Annotated in this window: 21 protein-coding genes; 5 read left to right on the top strand and 16 right to left on the bottom strand. The window is 72.0% G+C overall.

Annotated features, from left to right (window positions below; translation table 11 throughout):
• Positions 1-206: 206 nt before the first annotated feature.
• The 5 genes from NOSIN_RS14280 to NOSIN_RS14300 form a co-directional block, all read right to left on the bottom strand.
• The gene (locus tag NOSIN_RS14280) at positions 207-1256 is read right to left on the bottom strand and encodes a BMP family lipoprotein (protein WP_077691221.1); all 1050 of its coding nucleotides are present in this window, start codon (positions 1254-1256) and stop codon (positions 207-209) included.
• Positions 1257-1593: 337 nt separating this feature from the next.
• The gene (locus NOSIN_RS14285) at positions 1594-2325 is read right to left on the bottom strand and encodes an alpha/beta fold hydrolase (protein WP_077691222.1); all 732 of its coding nucleotides are present in this window, start codon (positions 2323-2325) and stop codon (positions 1594-1596) included.
• A 141-nt stretch (positions 2326-2466) separates the two neighbouring features.
• On the bottom strand, positions 2467-2808 hold the full coding sequence (locus tag NOSIN_RS14290) for a biotin/lipoyl-containing protein (protein WP_077691223.1): 342 nt from the start codon (positions 2806-2808) through the stop codon (positions 2467-2469).
• A gap of 6 nt (positions 2809-2814) precedes the next feature.
• The gene (locus NOSIN_RS14295; protein WP_077691224.1) at positions 2815-3834 is read right to left on the bottom strand and encodes an alpha-ketoacid dehydrogenase subunit beta; all 1020 of its coding nucleotides are present in this window, start codon (positions 3832-3834) and stop codon (positions 2815-2817) included.
• Positions 3831-4829, bottom strand: a complete 999-nt coding sequence (locus NOSIN_RS14300; protein ID WP_077691225.1) for a thiamine pyrophosphate-dependent dehydrogenase E1 component subunit alpha — start codon at positions 4827-4829, stop codon at positions 3831-3833. Before NOSIN_RS14300 ends, NOSIN_RS14295 begins: the two co-directional genes overlap by 4 nt.
• An 878-nt stretch (positions 4830-5707) precedes the next feature.
• Between NOSIN_RS14300 and NOSIN_RS14305 the strand changes: the two genes are divergently transcribed.
• Positions 5708-6199 (top strand): Lrp/AsnC family transcriptional regulator, encoded by a 492-nt coding sequence (locus NOSIN_RS14305; RefSeq protein WP_077691226.1) that lies wholly within the window; start codon positions 5708-5710, stop codon positions 6197-6199.
• A gap of 6 nt (positions 6200-6205) precedes the next feature.
• Here NOSIN_RS14305 and NOSIN_RS14310 read toward each other — a convergent pair whose 3' ends face one another.
• From NOSIN_RS14310 to deoC, 5 genes are all read right to left on the bottom strand, one after another.
• A complete protein-coding gene (locus NOSIN_RS14310; RefSeq protein ID WP_077691227.1) occupies positions 6206-7879 on the bottom strand; it encodes a phospho-sugar mutase in 1674 nt (557 codons plus the stop codon).
• Positions 7880-7895: 16 nt separating this feature from the next.
• A complete protein-coding gene (locus NOSIN_RS14315; RefSeq protein WP_077691228.1) occupies positions 7896-8693 on the bottom strand; it encodes a purine-nucleoside phosphorylase in 798 nt (265 codons plus the stop codon).
• Positions 8694-8844: 151 nt separating this feature from the next.
• Positions 8845-9795, bottom strand: coding sequence for an aldehyde dehydrogenase family protein (locus tag NOSIN_RS14320; protein WP_077691229.1), 951 nt, complete (start codon positions 9793-9795; stop codon positions 8845-8847).
• Entirely contained in the window at positions 9788-11218 is a 1431-nt protein-coding gene (locus NOSIN_RS14325; RefSeq protein ID WP_077691230.1) for an aldehyde dehydrogenase family protein, read from the bottom strand. The genes NOSIN_RS14320 and NOSIN_RS14325 overlap by 8 nt, the downstream gene beginning before the upstream one ends.
• Before the next feature lie 5 nt (positions 11219-11223).
• Entirely contained in the window at positions 11224-12171 is a 948-nt protein-coding gene (gene deoC / locus NOSIN_RS14330) for a deoxyribose-phosphate aldolase (RefSeq protein WP_077691231.1), read from the bottom strand.
• A gap of 474 nt (positions 12172-12645) precedes the next feature.
• Here deoC and NOSIN_RS14335 point away from each other — a divergent pair, with 474 nt between their 5' ends.
• Both NOSIN_RS14335 and NOSIN_RS14340 read left to right on the top strand, forming a co-directional pair.
• Positions 12646-13188, top strand: coding sequence for a GNAT family N-acetyltransferase (locus NOSIN_RS14335; protein ID WP_077693590.1), 543 nt, complete (start codon positions 12646-12648; stop codon positions 13186-13188).
• Positions 13189-13375: 187 nt separating this feature from the next.
• A complete protein-coding gene (locus NOSIN_RS14340; protein WP_077691232.1) occupies positions 13376-14065 on the top strand; it encodes a hypothetical protein in 690 nt (229 codons plus the stop codon).
• Here NOSIN_RS14340 and NOSIN_RS14345 read toward each other — a convergent pair.
• The 5 genes from NOSIN_RS14345 to NOSIN_RS14365 form a co-directional block, all read right to left on the bottom strand.
• The gene (locus NOSIN_RS14345) at positions 14040-15320 is read right to left on the bottom strand and encodes a heparan-alpha-glucosaminide N-acetyltransferase domain-containing protein (protein WP_077691233.1); all 1281 of its coding nucleotides are present in this window, start codon (positions 15318-15320) and stop codon (positions 14040-14042) included. The two genes, NOSIN_RS14340 and NOSIN_RS14345, sit on opposite strands and share 26 nt — an antisense overlap.
• Positions 15321-15482: 162 nt before the next feature.
• On the bottom strand, positions 15483-17645 hold the full coding sequence (locus NOSIN_RS14350; protein ID WP_077691234.1) for an acetoacetate--CoA ligase: 2163 nt from the start codon (positions 17643-17645) through the stop codon (positions 15483-15485).
• A 215-nt stretch (positions 17646-17860) separates the two neighbouring features.
• Entirely contained in the window at positions 17861-18535 is a 675-nt protein-coding gene (locus NOSIN_RS14355; protein ID WP_077691235.1) for an HAD family hydrolase, read from the bottom strand.
• Between the two features lie 113 nt (positions 18536-18648).
• A complete protein-coding gene (locus tag NOSIN_RS14360) occupies positions 18649-19290 on the bottom strand; it encodes a DUF4126 domain-containing protein (protein ID WP_077691236.1) in 642 nt (213 codons plus the stop codon).
• 108 nt (positions 19291-19398) lie between these two features.
• Positions 19399-19644, bottom strand: coding sequence for a DUF2630 family protein (locus NOSIN_RS14365; RefSeq protein WP_077691237.1), 246 nt, complete (start codon positions 19642-19644; stop codon positions 19399-19401).
• Positions 19645-19948: 304 nt separating this feature from the next.
• On the opposite strand from NOSIN_RS14365, the gene NOSIN_RS14370 reads away from it, so the two are divergent.
• Positions 19949-20239, top strand: a complete 291-nt coding sequence (locus NOSIN_RS14370; protein ID WP_077691238.1) for a metal-sensitive transcriptional regulator — start codon at positions 19949-19951, stop codon at positions 20237-20239.
• A 157-nt stretch (positions 20240-20396) separates the two neighbouring features.
• Here the strand turns inward: NOSIN_RS14370 and NOSIN_RS14375 are convergent, their stop codons facing one another.
• The gene (locus NOSIN_RS14375) at positions 20397-21770 is read right to left on the bottom strand and encodes an NAD(P)/FAD-dependent oxidoreductase (protein WP_077691239.1); all 1374 of its coding nucleotides are present in this window, start codon (positions 21768-21770) and stop codon (positions 20397-20399) included.
• A 314-nt stretch (positions 21771-22084) separates the two neighbouring features.
• Between NOSIN_RS14375 and NOSIN_RS14380 the strand changes: the two genes are divergently transcribed.
• Positions 22085-22369, top strand: coding sequence for a hypothetical protein (locus NOSIN_RS14380; protein WP_077691240.1), 285 nt, complete (start codon positions 22085-22087; stop codon positions 22367-22369).
• Positions 22370-22472 lie beyond the last annotated feature (103 nt).

The following is a 22472-nucleotide window of genomic DNA, read 5'->3' on the forward strand; positions in this document are numbered from 1 at the left end:
CTCGTGAACTTGCGGCGTGGTGCGGGCCGGAGGGGCCGGATTGCGGCCGCTGCCGGACGCCCCCGTCGCGAAACGGCAACCGGGGCGGTACCGGTCCGGGGTCACCCGGTCCGGTACCGCCCGTGGATGCGGCCGCCGCGGGTCCCGCCCCGCGGCGGCTGTGCTTCCTGGGACCAGAGCGAAGCGCGGGTCCGAAGAAACACTGTCTACGGCTTGGTCGGGACCTCGATCTCGCCGTCGATGATCTGCTGCTTGATCTCTTCCAGCTCGTCCTGGATCGGGCTGATCGCCTCTTCGTTGGACTGGGTGTAGTCCACGCCGCCGTCGGCGAGGTCGAAGCGCTGGATGCCGCCCTCGACCCCTCCCTCGGAGGCGGCCTTGATCAGCTCGAACACGGCCACGTCCACCTGCTTGATGGCGGAGGTGAGCACGTGCGGCTTCTGGTTCTCCTCGGCGTTCTCGTACTGGTCGCTGTCGACGCCGATGAAGGTGAAGTCGTTGGTGACGGCCGCTTCCAGGACGCCGTTGCCCGAGGCGCCGGCGGCGTGGTAGATGACGTCCGCGCCGCGGTCGTACTGGGCCTGCGCGAGCTCGCGGCCCTTGGCCGGGTCGCTGAAGCCGCTCATGTCCGGCGGCTGGCTGAGGTAGTCGATCTCGACGTCGACGTCCTCGTTCACGTGCTCGGCGCCCGCGACGTACCCGGCCTCGAACTTGTGGATCAGCGGGGTCTCGACACCGCCGATGAAGCCGACGTGGTCCTCCTCGGTGGTCAGCGCCGCGGCGGCACCGGCCAGGAAGGAGGCCTGCTCCTCGGCGAAGACCAGGCTGGTGACGTTGTCCATGCCCTCGATCTCGGAGTCCACGATGGCGAAGTGGACGTCCGGGTACTCGGCGGCGACCGTCTGGAGCGGCTCGGCGTAGGCGAAGCCGACGGCGATGACGACGTCGAAGCCCTCCTCGGCCATGGTGGCCAGGCGCTGCTCCTTGGCGGAGTCGGCCTCGCCGTCACTGGGTTCGAAGTCGGTGGTCTCGACACCGAGTTCCTCGGCCGCCTGGGACAGTCCCCGATAGGCCGAGTCGTTGAAGGAGCGGTCACCGCGACCGCCGACGTCGTAGGCCAGACCGACCTGCAGGGCGGAGGCGGACTCCTCGCCGCCGCCGTCGCCGCCTTCCTCCGCCGCGCTGTCACACGCGGTGAGGGCGAGCACACCGGCCGCCGCGACCGCGGCGAACCTGACTGCGTTGCTGCGCTTCACTTTCACTCCCCTTACGCACTCTCAGCGGCCAGCATTCTCGCGCGACCGAACTGAGTTCTGCAGCCGGACGATATCCGGTGGCCGAAAGTACATCGAACCAACGGGCGGAGTTGTTATGAAGGCGAGAGCGGAGCGACACGGGGCCTTACCCGGAAGTCGGCAAACGCGCGCCCGAGGCGGTCGGCCCCGTTTCGGGATTGCGTTCTTCGCCCCGCCTCCGCCGCGCCGACACGGCATTACCACGTGTGGTTCACACGCGCTCACACGTTGTCACACCAGCACGTGGGGGCCAGCCGGTCTAGACCGGACCGGCCGTGTCGGGCGGCGGGCGGCGGACTCAGCCCGCGAGGAAGTCCAGCACGGCCTGCCGGAAGGCCCGGGAGGAGACGGCGTTGGCGTGGTCGCGGCCGGGGATCTCCACGTGGGTGCCTCCGCAGCGCTCGGCGAGCTCGGCCGCGCCCTCGGCGAGCGCGTCCCTGGCGCCCGATACCACCATCAGGGGGATCCCCGTGAGCGGCGGCTCCGCCTCGAAGGGGCGTGCGGCCTGGCCGCGCGCGCAGGCGGCCAGCGCGGCGGCGTCGTTGCCGGGCAGGGCCGCCACCGTGCGGTAGACGGTGTCGAAGGGGGTGTCCCCGGAACCGGGGTCGGACAGGTCCGTTCCGGCGAAGGCGTTTTTCGTCCCGAAACCGCCGAGAACCACACGTCTGACCCGCTCGGGCGCGGTCGACGCCAGCTCCCAGGCCAGACGCGACCCCATCGAGTAACCGACCACGTCGACCTTGTCCACACCCGATTCGTCGAGCATGGCGAGAAGGTCGGCGACGAAGTGTTCGGGCAGGTAGAGAGCGCTGTCGGTCGGCTTGTCGCTGGTGCCGTGGCCCCGCAGATCAGGCCCGATCACCCGCCGCCCGGCCGTTTCCAGGGCCTGGGCCCATCCGGCGGCACGCCAATTCATACCGAAGTCGGTGCCGAAACCGTGCAGCAAAAGTACGGGAACTCCGTCCCCGGGCGCCTGTGGATGCAAATCCACATAGCGCATTGTCACGTCGCCGGCGAGATTCGCGGACATGGAACCCTCAATCACTGTCTCTGGAGAATACGAGAGGGCCGCCAAAGACACAGTGAGAGATTTCTCCGAAACAGTGGCGCCCGCGGGCGCCACTGTTCGTGGTTTTCTCCGACGGAGTGTCCCGGCGGCCCGGTGCCGCCGTCAGTCCGACGGGGGCCTGAGCCGTACCCTGCGCGCGGGCCGGGCCTCCTCGGCGGGTACCCGGCCCACGATGCCCGCCTGGGGCTCGTCGGCGGCCTCGACCTCGAAGGTCACCAGGGGCTCGCCCACGGGCACGACCTGCTCCTCCTCGGCGTGCAGCTCGGCGATCCTGCCCGCCTTGGGCGAGGGGATGACCACCGCGGACTTGGTGGTCTCCACCTCCACCAGGGGCGCGTTGCGCTCGACCACGTCGCCCACGGCGACCTGCCATTCGAGGACGGTCGCCTCGACCAGGCCCTCGCCCAGGTCGGGGAGCGTGAAGGTGAAGTTCTCCTGTGCCATGTCGCTCTAGTACTCCAGGGTCCGTTGCACCGCGAGCAGGACGCGGTCGATGGTCGGCAGGTACTGCGGCTCCAGGGGACCCGCGGGGTAGGGCACGTCGAAGCCGGTGACGCGCTGGACGGGGGCGGCCAGGTCCCGGAAGCAGTTCTCCGTGACCAGGGTGGCGACCTCCGCGCCGAGCCCGGCGGTCAGCGGCGCCTCGTGTACGACCACGGCGCGCCTGGTGCGCGAGACCGAGGCGGCCAGCCCGGCGGCGTCGATGGGCTTGAGCCAGCGCAGGTCCAGCACCTCCAGGTCCACGCCGTCCTCGGCGGCCAGTTCGGCCACCTGCACGCAGCGGTGCACCATGGCGCCCCAGGCGATGAGGGTGGCGTGGCGGCCGGGACGCACGATGCGGCTGGTGCCGATGGGATCGCTGGGCTCACGCAGTTGGACGGGCCTGCGCTCCCAGTAGCGGGCCTTGGGCTCCATGTAGACGACGGGGTCGTCGGAGCGCACCGACTGAAGCAGCAGGCTGTAGGCGTCGGCGGGGTCGGAGGGCGCGACGACCTTGAGGCCGGGGGTGTGCGCGAAGAGCGCCTCCAGGCTCTCCCCGTGGTGCTCGGGCGCCTGGATGCCGCCGAAGGAGGGCAGCCGCAGCGTGATCGGCATGGGGGTCGCGCCGCGGGTGCGGTAGTTCATGCGCGCCACCTGGTTGACGATCTGGTCGATCGCGGGATAGGCGAAACCGTCGAACTGGAGCTCGGGGACGGGCCTCCAGCCGTTCATGGCCAGGCCGACCGCCATGCCCATGATCGCGGACTCGGCGAGGGGGGTGTCGAAGACACGCTTGTCGCCGAACTCCTTCTGGAGCCCCTCGGTGACGCGGAAGACCCCGCCCAGGGTGCCGACGTCCTCACCGAAGACCAGCACCTCGGGGTCCTCGGTGAGCAGGTCGCTCAGGGCGCGGTTGATGGCCTGCTGCATGGACAGCTCGACCACGGGGGTGTCGGCGGCGGTGTCGGCGCGTTCGATCAGCTCGGTCACAGCTCGACCTCTTCCTGCCAGGTGCGGCGCTGCCGGGTCAGCTCCTCGGTGGTCTCCCGGAAGACGTGGGTGAACAGGTCCGAGCCGTCGGGCTCGGGAGCGTTGGCCACGCCGTCGCGGATGCGCTCGGCCTCCTTCGCGGCCCGGGCGTCGACCTCGGCGAGGTGGGCCTCGTCGGCGTGCCCGGCGGCGAGCAGCGCCTCGCGCAGCAGGGTGACGGGGTCGCGGTCGCGCCAGCGCTCGGTCTCGGACTCGTCGCGGTAGCGGCCGGGGTCGTCGGAGGTGGAGTGGGGCTCGACGCGGTAGGTGAGCGCCTCGATGACGGAGGGCCCCTCGCCCCGGCGGGCCCTGGCCACGGCCTCGGCGGTGGCCTGGTGGACCGCGCCCGCGTCGTTGCCGTCCACCAGGACGCCGGGCATGCCGTATCCCCCGGCCCGCGCGGAGACGGAGCCGCCCGCGATCTGGCGGTCGTTGGGCACCGACAGCGCCCACTGGTTGTTCTGGCAGAAGAAGACCACGGGAGCTCCGAAGACCCCCGCGAAGTTCATCGCCTCGTGGATGTCGCCCTCGGAGCTGGCGCCGTCGCCGAAGTAGGCCAGGGCCACGCCGTCGTCACCGCGCAACCGCTCCCCCACGGCCCATCCGACCGCGTGCGGGACGGGACCGCCGACCACGGCGTTGACGGCCCCGAACCGGGAGGCCGCGACGTCGTGGAGGCCGCCGTGCCACAGGGCGCGGTGGGTGGACATGTAGCCGACCATCTCCACGCCGTAGGCCAGGGCGGAGGCCATCTCGCGGTAGGTGGGGAAGACGAAGTCGCGTGCGGGGTCCAGCGCCGAAGCGCTGGCGACCTGGGCGGCCTCCTGCCCGCGCACGGACACGTAGGCGGGGAAGACGCCCTGGCGCTGCAGGGCGATGGCCTCGGTGTCCAGGTCGCGAGCGGTCCTCATGTCCCGGTAGAGCGCGCGGGTGAGGTCGGGGGACAGGTGGTCCACGTCGATGGCTTCCCGGCCCGCTGGCTCGTGGGTTGGCGAGACTGGGCGCACGGTGCCTCCGTTGAGGGTGGTGGCCCCGCGCCTCCCGCGAAGCGGGCTCTGGGGCGATGGTGGGCGACGGGCGGGCATGTCGAGCGGCTCCCAACGTGGCCCTGCCGCGTGTGGTGGCACGGACCGGGCTCTGGGCGGTTGTGTCCTATGCGCCAATTCTCCGCAAGATTCGACACTTTCGCTAGATATAAGCAGATAGTTGATACATACGGGGACGAACTGGCTTCTTAAGTCCTTGATCGTCTAGGATCCGACCCGCACTGCCCACGAAAACGACACACGGTCCTATACACATAGGAACCACCACCAACCCTCACGAACCCCAGGACGCCGCCGACGACACGGGCCCGCCCGCCATCGCCACACCGACTCCTCCACGGAACGCCCGCATTCGAACACTCAGAGTGAGCACTTCGACGTCAGGGGTGCCCACTCGGGGCAATCCGAACATCCCGTCAAGGAAAATCCGTGAATCCACGACACATGAACCCCTGAGAGGCCCTTCGACGAGAACTTCTGTCTCGTTCCGGGGACCACCGCGTGGTTACCCGTCAGTCGGGGAAACCGGCGACCCGCCGGCCGCGTCAACCATGGGTACAGTCGGACACCACCGACGCGCCCCCGCCCGTCGAATCCGTACGAGGGTCCCCGCTCCCCCCGTTCCACCGGCCGCCCCACCCCCGGCGGCCGGTCCGCCCCCCACCCCTGGTCTCGCCGACTGAGATTCCGATAGACGGAAACAACGTTTACCTGGTACTTCGTTAGCCCCGGTCAATGACGACGGCAAGGGGGACATCCTGAAACAAGAGCACACGAGGAGCACGCACATGGCCATGGGCGACCAACGTAGGAACGGCCGGCGGCCGGACACGACCGACCAGACGATCCTGAGCGCCCTCGCCAAGGACGCGCGGACCGGGATCACCGAGATCGCCGCCCTGGCCAACGTGTCCCGGGCGACGGCCTACAACCGGATCAAGCGGCTCACCGACGAGGGCGTCATCCGCGGCTACTCCGTGGTGACCGACCACTCCAAGATGGGCCTCGGCGTCACCGCGCTCGTCCTCATCTCGGGCAGCCAGCCGGACTGGCGGGCCAACCGGGAGATCCTGTCCTCCTACCCGGAGATCGAGTACTGCTGGTACGTCGTGGGCTCGGCGGACATAGTCCTCCTCGTCCGCGTCGCCAACACCAACCAGTTGCGCGACCTGATCCTGACCCGGTTGCAGTCCCTTCCCGGGGTGACGTCCACCCAGACGCTCACCGTCATCGACGAGGTCGTACACCGGCCGGTCGTGGAACCCGCCGACGGCGAGTGAGGCCCCTCAACCCCTGACCACTCCGGCGACCGAGGCCATCAGCTCGGCGAGCAGGCCCGAGCCCAGTGCGCGGGTGGCCGCGACGTCGCCGTCCACATCCAGCACCACCTCGGCGTAGGCCTTCAGCTTGGGCTCCGTCCCCGACGGGCGCAACGTCACACGCCCCCTGTCCTCCAGCCTGAAGCGCAGGGCGTCCGTCGGCGGCAGGCCCGCGTGCCCGGCGGCGAAGTCGTCGACCCCGGCCACTCTCAGGGACCCGAACGCGGCGGGCGGTTCGGCGCGCAACCGCCGCATCGCCGCGGAGATCTCCGCGAGGTCCTCCACCCGCACCGAGAGCTGGTCGCTCAGGTGCAGTCCGTACCGGCGCGCCTGGTCGTCGAGGAGGTCGAGCAGCGTCCGGCCCCCGCGCCGGGCGTGGGCCGCGAGCGCCGACGCCGCCAGGGCCGCGCTGACACCGTCCTTGTCCGATACCGGACGGCCGCCGTCACCGCCCACGCAGTAGCCCAGCGCCTCCTCGAACGCGAAGACCCGCCGCTGCCCGGGAGCGCCCGCGCGCGCCAGCCACTTGAAGCCGGTGAGGGTCTCCTCGTAGTGCACCCCGCGGTCGCGGGCGATCTTGCCGAGCAGGCTGGAGGAGACGATCGAGGTGGCCACCACCCGGTCGGGCCCGGTGGTGTGGTCCAGCACGTACTCGGCGAGGAGTCCGCCCACCTCGTTGCCGGTGAGCAGCCCGTGTCCGGGAACCGCGAGCGCGAGCCGGTCGGCGTCGGGGTCGTTGGCGATCACCAGGTCGGAGCCGTCGGCGGCGCCGGTGGCCAGCGCCATGTCCATGGCGCCGGGCTCCTCCGGGTTGGGAAAGTCCACGGTCGGGAAGTCGGGGTCGGGGTCGAACTGGGCGGCGACCACGGACGGACGGGGGAACCCGGCCCGCTCCATCGCCGCCAGCAGCACGCGGCCGCCCACACCGTGCATGGCGGTGTAGGTGGTGGCCAGGTCGCGCTCCCCGTCCGGGACCAGGGCGGTGACCGCGTCCAGGTAGCGGTCCACGACCTCGTGTCCCAGCACCGTCCAGTCCTTGCCCGAGGGCAGGTCGCCGACCGGGCCCACGGCGTCGATCCTGGCGGAGATCTCGGCGTCGGCCGGGGAGACGATCTGCGTGCCCGCGTCGGCTCCCGCCGCCTCACCGCCCCCGACGTAGACCTTGTAGCCGTTGTCCTGCGGCGGGTTGTGGCTCGCGGTGACCATGATCCCGGCGTCGGCGCCCAGGTCGCGGACCGCGAAGGCCAGGACGGGGGTGGGCAGGGGCTCGGGCAGGAGCGACACCCGGTGCCCGGCGCCGGTGAGGACGGAGGCGCTGTCGCGCGCGAAGTCCGCGGAGCGGTGGCGCGCGTCGTAGCCGATCACCACGTGTCCGCGGCCGTCGCCGAGCCAGGCGGCGATCCCGGCCGCCGCCCGCATGACCACCACGCGGTTCATCCGGTTGGGGCCCGCGCCGAGTGCGCCGCGCAGCCCGGCGGTGCCGAACTCCAGGCGCGATCCGAAGCGGTCGGCGAGCTCGTCCAGGGCGGCGGCCTCACCCCGTTCGGCGCGCTCCACCAGCCCCGACAGCTCCACGCGGGTGTCGGGGTCGGGGTCCTGGGCGAGCCACCGCCTGGCCTGGTCGAGGATGTCGGCGGTCATCGGGGAACCGCTCCCTTCACAGCTTGGCGACGATGTCGGCGAGCAGTCGGCCGACGGTTCCCGCGGCCTCCCTGCCGGTGGCCAGCACGTCCTCGTGGTCGAGGTTGGCGTCCTGGAGTCCGGCCGCGATGTTGGTGACCAGGGACAGGCCCAGGACCCGGGCGCCCGCCGCGCGTGCGGCGACGGCCTCCAGCACGGTGGACATGCCGACCAGGTCGGCGCCCATGGCGCGGAGCATCCGGATCTCGGCGGGGGTCTCGAAGTGCGGGCCGGGCATGGCCGCGTACACGCCCTCGGGCAGGGTGGGGTCGACCGAGCGGGCCAGCTCGCGCAGACCGGAGTCGTAGGTCTCGGTGAGGTCGACGAAGGTCGCGCCGGTCAGCGGGGAGAGCGCGGTCATGTTGAGGTGGTCGGCGATGAGGACCGGGGACCCCACGGGGTAGGCGGGGTTGATGCCGCCCGCGGCGTTGGTCAGCACGATCGTCCTGGCCCCGGCCGCCACCGCGGTGCGCACGCCGTGCACGACGGCGGAGGTGCCGTGGCCCTCGTACAGGTGGGTGCGGCCCAGGAAGGCGAGGATGTCGCGCTCGCCGTCGCTGATGCTGCGGACGGTGCCGCTGTGGCCCTCCACCGCCGGGGGCACGAAGCCGGGCAGGTCGGCGGAGGCCAGTTCGTGCCCGGACGCGCCGAGCAGGTCGGCGGCGGGCGCCCACCCCGATCCCATGACCAGGGCGACGTCGTAGCCGTCCACACCGGTGCGCGAGCGCAGTTCGGCGGCGGCCTCCTCGGCGGCGGCCTGGGGTGTGCGAGTCACAGTGCGCTTCTCCGTTCGTTCGTGCCTGGCGCTGGCCGAAAACGTTTCTGGTGTGACGTGCGGGGCTCCCCCGCCGATGATCTTGCTCCTGGTGTCACTGTGGAGCACTGGCAGTGCCACTGGGAGCAAGATCGATCCGTGTGGGTGTGCCTCAGGTCCCGACGGGGTGCCAGACCGTCTTGGTCTCCAGGAAGGGGGTCATGCGCGCGGTGCCCGGGTCGGGGTCGAGCCAGGCCTCCTCGCCTCCGTCGGTTCCGGGGCCGGGGCGCAGCACCCGGGTGAGGGTGGTGGCCGCGGCCCTCTCGAACTCCACGGCCAGTCCTCCCGCGCCGGTCAGGTCCAGGGCGTTGACGTCGGCGTGCGCGGCCAGGTGGGGACCCAGTTCCGGCACCCGTCCGGTGAGCAGGTTGACCACACCGCCGGGCAGGTCGGAGGTGGCGAGCACCTCGGCCAGGTCGATCGCGGCCAGCGGAGCGGTCTCGGAGGTGACCACGACGGCGGTGTTGCCGGTGGCGATCACCGGGGCGACCACGCTGGTCAGACCGAGCAGGGGCGCGTGCTGTGGCGCGAGGACCGCGACCACGCCGGTGGGCTCGGGGGCCGAGTGGTTGTAGTAGGGCCCCGAGACGGGGTTGGCGCCGCCGAGCACCTGGGCGACCTTGTCGGTCCAGCCCGCGTAGTACACCCACCGGTCGACGGCGGCCGAGACCACCCGGTCGGCCTCGGCCCGGGACAGGCCCTGGGCGGCCACGGCCTGGGCGGTGAACTGGTCGCGGCGGCCCTCCAGCACCTCGGCGACCCGGTACAGGATCTGGCCGCGGTTGTAGGCGGTGCGCGTGGACCAGCCGCCGAAGGCCTTGCGCGCGGCGGACACGGCGTCGCGGGCGTCCTTGCGTGAGGCGAGCGAGGCGTTGGCCAGGTGCTGGCCGCTGTCGGAGGTCACGGGGTAGCTCCTGCCCGATTCGGAGCGGGGGAAGGCCCCGCCCAGGTAGAGCTTGTAGGTCTTGCGGACCGCCAGGCGCGACGGCGCCGGGCCGTCGGTGCCCCCGCCCGCCTCCGCCGTACCCCTGGCGGCCTTCCTGGTGTTGCGCCGTTCAGCCAAGGTAGGCCTCCAATCCGTGACGCCCGCCCTCGCGGCCGTATCCCGACTCCTTGTAGCCGCCGAAGGGGCTGGTCGGGTCGAGTTTGTTGAACGTGTTGGACCAGATCACTCCGGCGCGCAGGCGCTCGGCGGTCCACAGCATGCGGGAGCCCTTCTCGGTCCACACTCCCGCGGAGAGCCCGTAGGGGGTGTTGTTGGCCTTGGCCACGGCCTCCTCCGGGGTGCGGAAGGTCAGCACCGAGAGCACGGGGCCGAAGATCTCCTCGCGGGCCACCCGGTGGGCCTGGCTGACGCCGGTCAGGACGGTGGGCGCGAACCAGTAGCCGCTCTGGGGCAGGTCGCAGGCGGGCGACCAGCGCTCGGCGCCCTCGGCCTCGCCCGTGTCGGTGAGCTCGCGGATGCGCTCCAGCTGGGCGGCGGAGTTGATCGCGCCGATGTCGGTGTTCTTGTCCAGCGGGTCGCCCAGGCGCAGGCGGGAGATGCGGGCCTTGAGCAGGGGCATCAGCTCCTCGGCGATCGACTCCTGGACCAGCAGCCGGGAACCGGCACAGCACACGTGGCCCTGGTTGAAGAAGATGCCCGAGACGATGCCCTCGACCGCCTGGTCGATCGCCGCGTCGTCGTAGACGATGTTGGCGCCCTTGCCGCCCAGCTCCAGGGTGAGGCGCTTGTCGGTGCCCGCCACCGAACGGGCGATCTGGCGGCCGACGTCGGTGGAGCCGGTGAAGGCGACCTTGTCCGTGCCCGGGTGCTCCACGAGCGCGCGCCCGGTCTCGCCCGCCCCGGTGAGGATGTTGACCACGCCCGGGGGCAGGTCGGCCTCCTGGCAGATCTCGGCGAAGGCCAGCGCGGTGAGCGGGGTGGTCTCGGCGGGCTTGAGCACGACGGTGTTGCCGGTGGCCAGGGCGGGGGCGATCTTCCACGCGAGCATGAGCAGCGGGAAGTTCCAGGGGATGACCTGCGCGGCCACGCCCAGCGGTCGCGGGTCGGGGCCCAGGCCGGCGTGGGCGAGCTTGTCGGCCCACCCGGCGTAGTAGAAGAAGTGGGCGGCGACCAGCGGCAGGTCGACGTCCCGGGTCTCCTTGATGGGCTTGCCGTTGTCCATGGACTCCAGCACGGCCAGCTCGCGCGAGCGCTCCTGGATGATGCGGGCGATGCGGAACAGGTACTTGCCGCGCTCGGCGGCCGGCATCCGGCTCCACACGGTCTCGTGGGCGCGGCGGGCCGCGGCCACGGCCCGGTCCACGTCGGCGGGTCCGGCCACGGCGACCTGGGCGAGCTTGGTCTCGTCGGCCGGGTTGAGCGTGGTGAGGTACTCGCCGCCCTCGGCCGGGGTGAAGGCGCCGTCGACGAACAGCTCGTAGGTCTCGCGCAGGGTGACGACGGAGCGGGACTCCGGTGCGGGCGCGTACTCGAAGATCACGGCTCTCAGTCCAGCGTGTAGTAGTCGGGGCTCGGATAGGTGCCGGTGGACAGCCTGGTGCGCTGCATCAGCAGGTCGTTGAGGAGGCTGGAGGCACCGATCCGGAACAGGTCGGGGGTCAGCCAGTCGGGGCCGGCGACCTCGTTGACCAGGACCAGGTTGCGGATGGCGTCCTTGGTGGTGCGGATGCCGCCCGCGGGCTTGACGCCCACGTGCCTTCCCGTGGCCGCGTGGTGGTCGCGGACCGCCTCCAGCATGACCAGGGTGACCGGCAGGGTGGCGGCCGGGGACACCTTGCCGGTGGAGGTCTTGACGAAGTCCCCCCCGGCCCGGATGGCCAGGTGGGAGGCGCGGCGCACGTTGTCGTAGGTGACCAGTTCGCCGGTCTCCAGGATGACCTTGAGGTGGGCGGTGCCGCAGGCCTCCTTGACCGCGGTGATCTCCTCGAAGACCTTGAGGTAGTCGCCGGACAGGAAGGCTCCGCGGTCGATGACCATGTCGATCTCGCCGGCGCCGTCGGCGACCGCGCGGCGGGTGTCGGCGAGCTTGGCCTCCATGGGCGCGCGGCCGGAGGGGAAGGCGGTGGCCACCGAGGCCACGCCGACCCCGGTGCCGCGCAGCGCGTCGACGGCGGTGGCGACCATGTCGGAGTAGACGCACACGGCGCCGACGCGCGGCACGGTGCGGTCGGTGGGGTCGGGGTGGGCGGCCTTGGCGCACAGGGCCCGGACCTTGCCGGGGGTGTCGGCGCCCTCCAGGGTGGTCAGGTCCACCATGCTGATGGCCAGGTCGATGGCCTGGGCCTTGGCGGTGGTCTTGACGGACCGGGTGGACAGGTCCTGGGCGCGGGCACGCGCGCCGACCTCGTCCACGCCCGGGAGTCCGTGCAGGAAGGCCCGGAGCGCGCGGTTGGTCGTCGCCTCGGGCGCGAATGCGGTGTGGGGCACGGGCACCTACAGCTCGATCGGATTGCTCGTTGGTCCGTCCGCCGTGGCCAGCGGAAACGGTTCCTGGCCGGCGCGGTGGAGGGAGGGTCTCCCCCGGCCCGGGCCGTCAGGCAGTCACCCTAACGCCGGGCGGGATGGACGTCAGCATCCGCCGGGACCGCACCGTCCAAGGTTGGAGGAGGATCCAAGGACATCCGTGACGGGCCTTCGTGCTTTCGCCCAATCGGAGCACGGGAATGCCTGAAAACGGACACGAAGGCCCTTTCCCGTCCTTCTGTGTGAGTGTGCGCGGTCTAGACCGGACCACGCCTCCGGACGGGTGGACGCCGGGTGCGAGACTGGCGCGACACGAGGGGAGTGAGGGCGCCAGTGGACACGGCAGGACGGGCCGACCGACGGACCGACGGGAGTGGTGGCGCGGACGCGGACGAGGGGGCGGACGCGAACACGGGCGGCTCCGCACCCGCCGGGGCGGAACCGGTGCGCCTGGTGCGGCTGGACCTGCGCGCCCCCGAGGCGGCCCTGCTGCGGCGGGCCGTGCTCCGGCACCGCCTGCCGCCCGGTCAGCGCGGGCACGTCAGGCCGCCGGTGACCACCCTGCCCGCCGCCGACGCCGACCCGGCGCGCACGCCCTTCGCCGTCACCGTCTCCGGGCTCCCCGTCGCCGACGCCGCCGCGGCCCGGGCCGCCTGTGCGGGGTTCGGTGTCCTGGACCGGGCCGTGCACGCCCGCGACCTGGTCCCCGACCCGGCGCGCGCCGTGCTGCTGCGCGCCTTCTACCTCACCACGGCCTGGCAGGGCCGGGGCGTGGGCCGGGCCGTGTGCTCCGCCCCGCTGCTGGACCGGCTGGCCGCCGACGTGGCCCCGCACGCCACCGAACTGGTGCTGTGCGTCAACGAGGCCAACCACGTGGCGGCGCACGTCTACCGCGCCGCCGGGTTCGCCCCCACCGGGCACCGTTTCCTGGACGCGCAGGGCGAGGCGCAGCTGGTGATGACCCGTCCCCTGGCCGCGGGGGCCTGAGCGGGACACGGAGACGGAGGCCTGAGCGGGGCGCGGAGCGGATGACCGGCACCGCCACCGGCCCTGACCACGAGGCGGAGGCCTGAGCGGGACGCGGAGGGCACGGGGAGGGATCCGCGGGACGGGACCCGCGACGGGGACTCACGGGGCGGCCCGCTCGGGGGCGGAAGCGCCTAACCTGGTCACCATGGCGGAGCTTCGGATCAGTAGCGACGACGACCAGGTCGACCTGCGGAAGATGGCGACGGCCCTGGCCGAGTCCCAGGGCTGGGCACGCGAGGAGGTCGACATCTGGGACAACCGCCGGGGCGAGGTGATCGTGACGGTGGACGACTCGTTGCTGCGCAAGCCCGAGGCCGATCCGCTGCACCGTCCCCGGCACACCCCGCGCGACGTGCACAACGCCTGCGAGACGCTGCACCGCGAGGACGTCTCGCTGCGCCGGGTGGACTTCCGGGTCCTGCGGGACGAGACCGCGCGGTTCTTCTCGGCCGGGTGGACCGTCGCCGACGTGCTGCACGCCCTGGGCCACCGTCCCGACGGTGTGCCCTGGCCCAGCGGCCCGGACCACCAGGGCACCGCGTGGCTGCGCGCCCGCATGAAGGCGTGGCGGACCCCCAACGGCGACATCCGGCCCTCCAGGTCCCAGGAGGCCTCCCAGTTGCGGGTGATCAGCAGGGCGGGCCTGCCCATGGACATCGGCCTGCCCGAGGACACGGAGATGTCGCAGCGCCCGGTGGCCAGCCCCGCGGTGGCACGGTCGGCGGCCGACGACGCGCGAAGGCTCATGCGGCAGAACTCCCGGACCACCACCGACTCCCTCGCCCACCGCGACCGCACCTCGGCCAACATCACCCGCCGGGACGGCCACCGTTAGGTCCGCCGACCGCTCTGCGCTCCTCCACCAGTGAGACCATGCCGCCGGCCGCCTCTCCGAGGACGAACTCGGCCGGCCCCCTGCCCACGAGCAGCCGCCACAGGGTGGCGAGGACCAGGGCGCCGAGGACGAACTGCTCCAGCAGCCAGGGCTGGTGCCATCCGAACCCGGAGACGGAGACGACCACCGCCAGGACCAGGATGTGTCCGGTGTAGACGGTCAGCGGCATCCGGCCGACCGAGACCAGCGGGTACATGAGGACGCGGAGGCGGTCGCACAGGAACATGCACACCACCAGCACCACGAGTCCCTGGCCGACCGCCTCGGCCATCTCGAAGGTGGTGCCGGTGTGGGGCGTGCCGATCGCCAGCCACCACCAGGAGTCGGTGGGCACCTGGCCGGAGATCGACTCCATCTTGTCGGTCACCGCGTAGCGCACGTCCTCCGCCACCGCCGGGTCGGTGACCATGCCGGGGGGCAGCCCGGTCAGGGCGGGGCCGCTGGCCTCCACCAGCCGGTCCAGGCCGCCCAGGGGGTACAGCAGCAGCCAGGAGCCCGCGTGGCCCAGCACCAGCAGTGCGGCACCGGTGGCCAGCAGGCGCAGCCGCACCGCGAGGGCGGTCAGGTCCAGGCGGCCCACCGCCATCCCGGCGAGGACGTAGACCATGAAGGTGATCGCCGGGTAGTAGCCGGTCAGGAAGAACTCGGTGAGGGACGTGACCGCCCCCGTGCGCGGGACGGGCGGGAAGAAGCTGTCCCGCAGCAGGAACGAGGCCGGCGGGCCGACCACCGCCAGGGCGCCCGCGACGGTCCACAGCATGCCGGAGCGCAGTCTGACCAGCGGCAGCGCCAGGAGGAAGAAGCCCGCGTAGTAGGTGAGGATGACGGCGACCGGGACCGCCATGAGGTCCAGCAGCAGGCCGAGCACGCCGATGAGCGCCGCGCGGGTGAGGATGCGCACGCTCGCCCTGCGCAGCGGGTCGCCGCCCACCGGCTCGGTGCGCCCGGTCATCAGTGCCAGGGAGACCCCCGCCAGGAGGGCGAAGAGCGCCGAGGAGTTGCCCCGCACGACGCTGTGCAGGTCCCAGGCGTAGTTCTCGGGTGACAGGAAGCCCATCGACTCCACGCCGAGGTGGACGACGAACATCCCGAAGACCGCGAGGGCGCGCGCCGCGTCGATACCGTCGATCCGGAGCTTCGGGGAGGGAGCGCCCACGGGCGCGGCGGAGGTGTCGTCAGACTGGTTCTGTGCCACGCCCGTCAGGCTATGCCCCCGCGCCGTGCCGCGACAGTGAACGCCCGGCACGCCCGTGGCCGGAGACGGCCACGGGCGTGCCGGGGCGGCGGGCCCCGCCCCTCGCGACGCCCGGGCCGCCGGGAGCGGAGGCGGCCGCCGGCCCGGGCGCCCCGTGCCCTCCTACTCCTCCTTCAGCGCGCTGAAGAAGTCGAGCGCCTCGGGGTTGGCCAGCGAGTCGCGGCTGGCGACCTTGTCGGGGCTCTCGCCCATGAGGATGCGCTTGACCGGCACCTCCAGGACCTTGCCCGACAGGGTGCGGGGGACGGCGCCGATGGCGCGGACGCGGTCGGGGACGTGGCGGGGGGAGCAGTCGGTGCGGATGCGGCGGGCGATCTCCTTGGGGAGGTCGCCTTCGAGGTCGGCGCCCTCGCGCAGGACGGTGAACAGCTCGATCCGGGAGGAGCCGTCGGGCTGGGGCACGTCCACGACGAGGGCGTCGACGACCTCGTCGAGGGCGAGGACGGCGCGGTAGATCTCGCTGGTGCCCATGCGCACGCCGCCGCGGTTGATGGTGGAGTCGGAGCGGCCGTAGATGACGGCGGTGCCGCGGTCGGTGATCTCGATCCAGTCGCCGTGGCGCCAGACACCCGGGTAGACGGAGAAGTAGCTGTCGTGAAGGCGCTCGCCGCTGTCGTCCCCCCAGAGGAAGAGGGGCATGGACGGGGCCGGCTGGGTGACGACGAGCTCGCCGACCTCGTTGACGAGCTCCCTTCCGTCGGGGTCCCAGGAGGCGACGGCCATGCCGAGGGCGCGGGACTGGATCTCGCCCTCGTGGACCGGCAGGGTGGGAGTGCCGCCGACCAGGCAGCTGCACACGTCGGTGCCCCCGGAGGTGGAGAACAGCCAGAGGTCCTCGTCGAACTCGTCGTAGACCCAGGCGAAGGCCTCGGGGCTGAGCGGGGACCCGGTGGAGCCGATGGCCTTGAGCGCGGACAGGTCGCGGCCCCGACGGGGGCTGACGCCCTCCTTCATGCAGGAGGAGAGGAACCCGGCGCTGGTGCCGAAGACCGTGACCCCGGCGTCGGCGGCCAGGTCCCACAGGGATCCCAGGTCGGGAGAAGCGGGTGCCGCGGCCGGAGGCCGTCCGTTGAGGGCGGTGGAGGGTGACGAAGAGGGGGACCCCGCGGCCGGAGGCCGTCCGTTGAGGGCGGTGGAGGGTGACGAAGAGGGGGACCCCGCGGCCGGAGGCCGTCCGTTGAGGGTGGTGGAGGGTGACGGGTGGGCGGGACTGCCGTCGTACAGGACGATGGAGGCCTTGGTCAGCAGGACGCTGACCAGGAAGTTCCACATCATCCAGCCGGTGGTGGTGAACCAGAAGACCCGGTCGTGCTCCTGGGCGTCCAGGTGCAGGTGCAGGTTCTTGAGCTGTTCGAGGAGGATGCCGCCGTGCCCCTGCACGATGGCCTTGGGCAGACCGGTGGTGCCCGAGGAGTAGAGCACCCACAGGGGGTGGTCGAAGGGGACGGGGGTGAACTCCGGTGCGGCTCCGGCTCCGGCTCCGGACTCCTCCAGCCTCTCCCAGGGGAGGGTGCCGTCGAGGGTCCCGCCGGGGCGGAGGTAGTCGAGGAGGACGGTGTGCTCGACGGTGGGCAGGGCCGTGCGCAGCTCCTCCACGACCGGGCGGCGGTCGAAGTCCTTGCCGCCGTAGCGGTAGCCGTCGACGGCGAGGAGGACCTTGGGCTCGATCTGCGCGAAGCGGTCGATGACGCTGCGCACGCCGAAGTCCGGTGAGCAGGAGGACCAGACGGCGCCGAGGGAGGCCACGGCGTAGAACGCGGCGACGGTCTCGGGCAGGTTGGGCAGGTAGGCGACCACGCGGTCGCCGGGGCCCACGCCGAGTCCGCGCAGTCCGGCGGCTATGGCGGCGGTGCGGCGGCGCAGTTCGCCCCAGGTCCACTCCCCCAGGGGGCGCAGCTCGGTGGCGTGCCGGATGGCGACGCGGTCGTCGTCACGGCCCTCGAAGACGTGTTGGACGTAGTTGAGGGTGGCGCCGGGGAACCACTCGGCCCCGGGCATGGTCCGCTTGCCCAGGACCCGTTCGTAGGGGGTCTCGGAGCGGACTCCGTAGTACTCCCAGACCGACTCCCAGAAGCCGTCGACGTCGGTGACCGACCAGCGCCACAGGGAGTCGTAGTCGAAGGACCCGGGGGCGGCGTCCCCCTCTCCGAAGGCCTGGACTCCCTTGTGCTCCGCGGCCCACCGGGCGAACGCGACGATGTTGGAGGAGGCGATCCTCTCCTCGTCGGGCTGCCAGAGCACACGGGGCACGCTGCTCTCCGTCATTGGCCCGCCTTCCCATTTGCGCGGCTGTGTGTTGCTGTGCGACCCATCTAACAACACCCTGTGAGGGCGGTGACGCCCCGGCCTCGGGTTGGCGGGGGCCGGGGCACGCAGCGAGTGCGCAGGTCACCGGAGGGTGACCGCCACTGTGGAGGGGTCACCCGGCGGTGGGCGGAAGGGTGTGGGAGCCCTCCATTGACGGTCGCCGCGGGAAGGGTTCAGGCCCCGCGCAGCGCGGCCACGGCGGCCACCGGGGAGTCGACCACGAGGGAGCCCGTCGCCTCCAGGCGGTCGCGGGACATCAGGCCGGTGGCGACCAGGACGGAACGGGCCCCGGCCTCGCGGGCGGCGCGGGCGTCGTCGTCGATGTCGCCGACCAGCACGACCCGGGACGGGTCGATGCCCTGCTGGTCGAGGTGGCGCACCAGGTGCTCCGTCTTGGAGTCGTCCTCGGTCTCGAACTGGCGGCCGTCCACCCGGGTGAAGTGGGGGACCAGTCCGCGTTCGGTGATGAGCGGGACCAGGTGGTCGTGCGCGGCCATGGACAGCAGGGACTGGGTCCCCCCGCCGCGGGCCCACTCGTGCAGCACGTCGGGAACGCCCGTGGTCAGCTCGCAGGAGGGCAGGTGCTCCAGGTAGCTGCTGTCGTAGAGCTGCTCGACCCGCTTCCACTCGCCGTCCTCCAGGGCGCGGCCGAGGAGCTCCTCGTAGCAGGGGACGAGGGGGCGCCGGAAGACGGAGCGCCAGTAGTCCATCTCCACCGGGTCGCGGCCGAACAGCTCGCACACGGCGTTCACCGCCGCGAGGTTGGCGTGGTTGTCGTCGAGGAGGGTGCCGTTCCAGTCCCAGACGATGTGGGTGATGTCGTGTCGGTCGAAATTCGTCTCAGCCATTGGCTGCACTTTACGGGCATTCGCCCGGGTACGGATATGCGTTCTACGCCACCTCGGCCCGGGTGCGCGCGGACCCGGGGCCGCCTCGCCCCGGTCCGCGCGCCACGCCGGGCTCACGCCGCCGCCCCGGCCTCCTCCCCGCCCCCGCGCCGTTCGCGGCGCAGGCGCCGCCCGCGCCGGGCCGCCCACACCCCGGCCAGCACCATGAGCGGGAACACGACGAGGACGAGGACGGGCAGCAGGATGGCCAGCAGCGAGGTGACGAGGCTGGCCACGTCCTCCAGGAAGGAGACGGCCGGGGCGGCGCAGCCCGCGGTCACGGTGTTGACGACCGGCCGGGCCAGGGCCTTGGCCAGGTGGAAGAGCAGGGCGACGACCACACCCGCCACGACCGGCCCCCAGGAGCCTCCCTCCACCACCGCGGCACCGGACGCGGCGCCGGTGGTCCCGGTGAGTTCGGTGAGTTCCACGGCGGAGGCGCCCGCACCGAAGGTGATGCCGCCGGAGGTGGGGCGCACGACGGTCTGGAGGACGTCGTTGACGCTGTCGAAGGCGGGCACCTTGTCGGCGACGAACTCCACGGCCAGCAGCACGGTGAGGACCACGAGGGTGACGGGGTGCTCGATCCACCGCCAGGACTCGCCGAGCATGAGCAGGTCGGTGAAGCGGGCGATCAGCCCGACCGCCAGGAGGGGGATGTAGGCGTTGAGTCCCGCCGCGGAGGCCAGGCCCAGACCGGTGAGTGTGGCGAACATGCACGTCCTTCCGTGCTCCAGAGGGGGCGGGGCCGTGCGGTTCCCGCCCCGGCGCCGGTGTACCCGTGTTGACGCGCGTGGAGCACGCGAGGTTTCGCCCTTCGGTGCCTACTGCCGGTAGTTCTCGACCTCGGAGGCGGGCCGCACCTCGGCCTCGTCGGGATTCTGGTCGAACTCGCTGCGGGCCCGCCGCTGCCGGAGCAGGTCCCAGCACTGGTCGAGCGCCGTCTCGACCTCCTTCATACGGGTGCGGTCGTTCGGGTCCAGCCCCTCGGAGGTGGAGCGGAGCGCGTGCTCCTCGTCGATCAGCCCTCGGATGGTGGCCATGATGTCGTTCTCGGCACTGTCGTTCATACCGCCATGGTGGGCGCGACCCGGGACCCGGGCAAGGACCCGACACCCGCGATTTACCCAGACCAGACCCGGTGTTGGCGTCCGGCGGCGGACACGGGGGGGCCGGTGCGGGCACCGTTCCCGCGCCCGGCGCCGGTGCCCGGTTCCCGTTCGTCTGGGAAACTCCTGTTACGGCTACTTCGGCGGCGACGCGCGCACCCGCGAGGCGCGCACACCGGAGGAATGCGTTCCCAGCCCCGGTCGTTGGATACCGCGAGGGGGTATGGTAATGGCATCTGAGCAGGAACGACACGGAAGCGGGAGCATGGCTGCGACCCACGGTTACAGTGACGACAAGCAGAGCCACATCAACCGGCTGCGCCGTATCGAGGGGCAGATCCGGGGCCTGCAGCGGATGGTGGAGTCCGACCAGTACTGCATCGACATCCTGACCCAGACCGCGGCGGCGAACAAGGCGTTGCAGTCCTTCGCGCTGTCCATGCTCGACGAGCACCTCAAGCACTGTGTGGCCAACGCGGTCGCCAACGGCGGCGAGGAGGCGGACGAGAAGGTGCGCGAGGCCTCCGACGCGATCGCCCGCCTGGTCCGCTCCTAACGGTCCCCCTCCGGCCGCCCGGCTCCACCGGTTCGGGCCGGGCTCCGGGAGGACGCTCCCCGGGGCTCCGGCGGCCGCGGCCCGCGGGCCGACCGGCCCCGCGACCGGTCGGCCGGTGTACGCCGGAGGCGCCGGCCGCGCGGATCCGGTGCGTCCCTCAGTCCTCGCCGTAGCGCTCCCGCATGTTGTCCATCAGGCGCGCGCCCTCCCTGCGCGTGGACTGCGCGTCCAGGTAGTCGACCGCCTCGTTGGCCACGAACGACGAGGGGCGCCCCCCGTCGGCGAACCCGAGGCGCGAGATGTCGCCTCCGGTGAACGCCCGGATGCCCCAGTTGGCCAGGATGCGCGCCCGCGCGGTCGCGGAGGGCACCGACATCATGTGGTAGCCGCGGGTGACGGCCAGCGCGGGCAGCCCGCTCAGCTCCGTCTGCATGACGCGCGCGAGCGCGTCGTTCCCGCTCAGGTCCACCACCAGGCCCATGTCCTTGTGCCGGAACTCCTTCATCGGGCGCCTCAGGATGGAGGAGACCACGTTCTCGGCGACGGTGGACGCCTGGCGCGTGGCGTACTGCGCGGTCGGCGGGCAGTAGGCGCTCTCCTCCGAGAGGTTGGGCACCGCCGCGGCGTCGCCGATCGCGAACACGTCGTCGAGGCCGGGTACCCGCAGTTCGGGGTCCACCTCCAGGCGGCCCTTCTGGGTGGGCTTGTCCAGGGTCTCCATCAGCGGGCTGGGCGAGACGCCCGCCGTCCAGATGAGGGTGCGGCAGGGCAGGGCGCGGCCGTCGGTGAGGACCACCTTGTCGGCGGTCACCTCGCGCACGGACACCTTCAGCTTCACCTCGATGCCCATGGAGCGCAGCAGGTCGAGCGCCTTGTTGCCGAGGCGGTCGCCGAGCTCGGGCAGGACCTTGGGCGCGATGTCGACCAGGTGCCAGCGGATCACCGAGCGCAGGTCCGGGTAGCGCTTGGCCGCCTCCTCGCACAGGCGCATGAGCGAGGCCGCGGTCTCCACGCCGGTGTAGCTGCCGCCGACGACGACGAAGCGGCAGCGCTCCTCGCGCTCGGCCGGGTCGCGGCTGTCGTTGGCCAGTTCGAGCTGGGAGAGCACGTGGTCGCGCAGGAGCACCGCCTCGGCCAGGGTCTTGGCGCCGTAGGCGTGCTCGGACAGGCCGGGGATGTCGAAGGCCCGCGTGACGCCGCCGGGCGCCAGGACCAGCCGGTCGTAGCGGATCGGGGCGAGTTCACCGGTGGGCCGCCGTACGACGATCACACGGTCCTGGGTGTCCACGCCGATGGCGTGCCCGGGGACGAGCCTGGTCTGCTTGGTGAGCCGGTGTACGGACATGGCCACCGACTGCGGTGTGAGCAGCCCCGAGGCCACCTGGGGCAGCAGCGGACTGTAGAGCATGTAGTCGTGCGGCGCGACGAGGGCGATGTCCGCCGCACCCGCCGGAATACGGCGTTCGAGGTGGCGCAGGGTGTGTAGACCGCCAAAACCCGCGCCGACCACCACGATCCGAGGCCGAGACATATGTACAGCGCTCCTTCTCCGTGTCGTGGGGCGGGACGCCTTGCGTGCGTCTGCAGCCGAGTGCGTCCGTAGCCGTTGGACGCAGCACTACCCACTTCGCGGTGGCCAATGTATGGAGCGGGCGGACCGCCCGACGGCTCCCGCGCACGGCGTTTCGAGGACTTTGCCCCTTCTTGGCGCGCCCCTGTGCGGAGGAGGGTCCGCGGACGCTTCGAAACTCCCGTATCCGGAGGTTCGTGGACACTGGTGACTCTGTGTCACAGAATTATCACGGATAGTACTGGATCCTGACTCGAAAGGAGTCGTGAACACTTATGCGTACGTTCACCAGGGTCGCCGTCGCGACCGTACTGGCCGGAGGACTGGCGGTGTCCGGCACGGGCGCCGCCTTCGCCGATCCCCGGGACGAGGGAATCCTCGGCCACGTCCTCAGCGACCTGCTGGGGCCGCACGTCCCCGACGCGGAGAGCCTGCAGGAGGACCCCTCCCCGGCGGAGGAGGCTCCGGCGGACACCGGCGTCCAGGAGGCCCCGACGAGCACCACGACGCCCGGGGAGACCATGACGCCCGCGGAGGGAACCGGCGGCACCCTGCCGTAGGGAAGGCCCGCGTCGGCGTGCGGGGCGGGCCGGTGAGACGGCCGCGTACCGCTCCGGGCGGGGACCGGTCGGCCTCGGTGCCGCTCCCCGCCCGGATCCGGCG

Source organism: Nocardiopsis sinuspersici, assembly GCF_001998325.1.
Classification (GTDB): Bacteria; Actinomycetota; Actinomycetes; order Streptosporangiales; family Streptosporangiaceae; genus Nocardiopsis; species Nocardiopsis sinuspersici.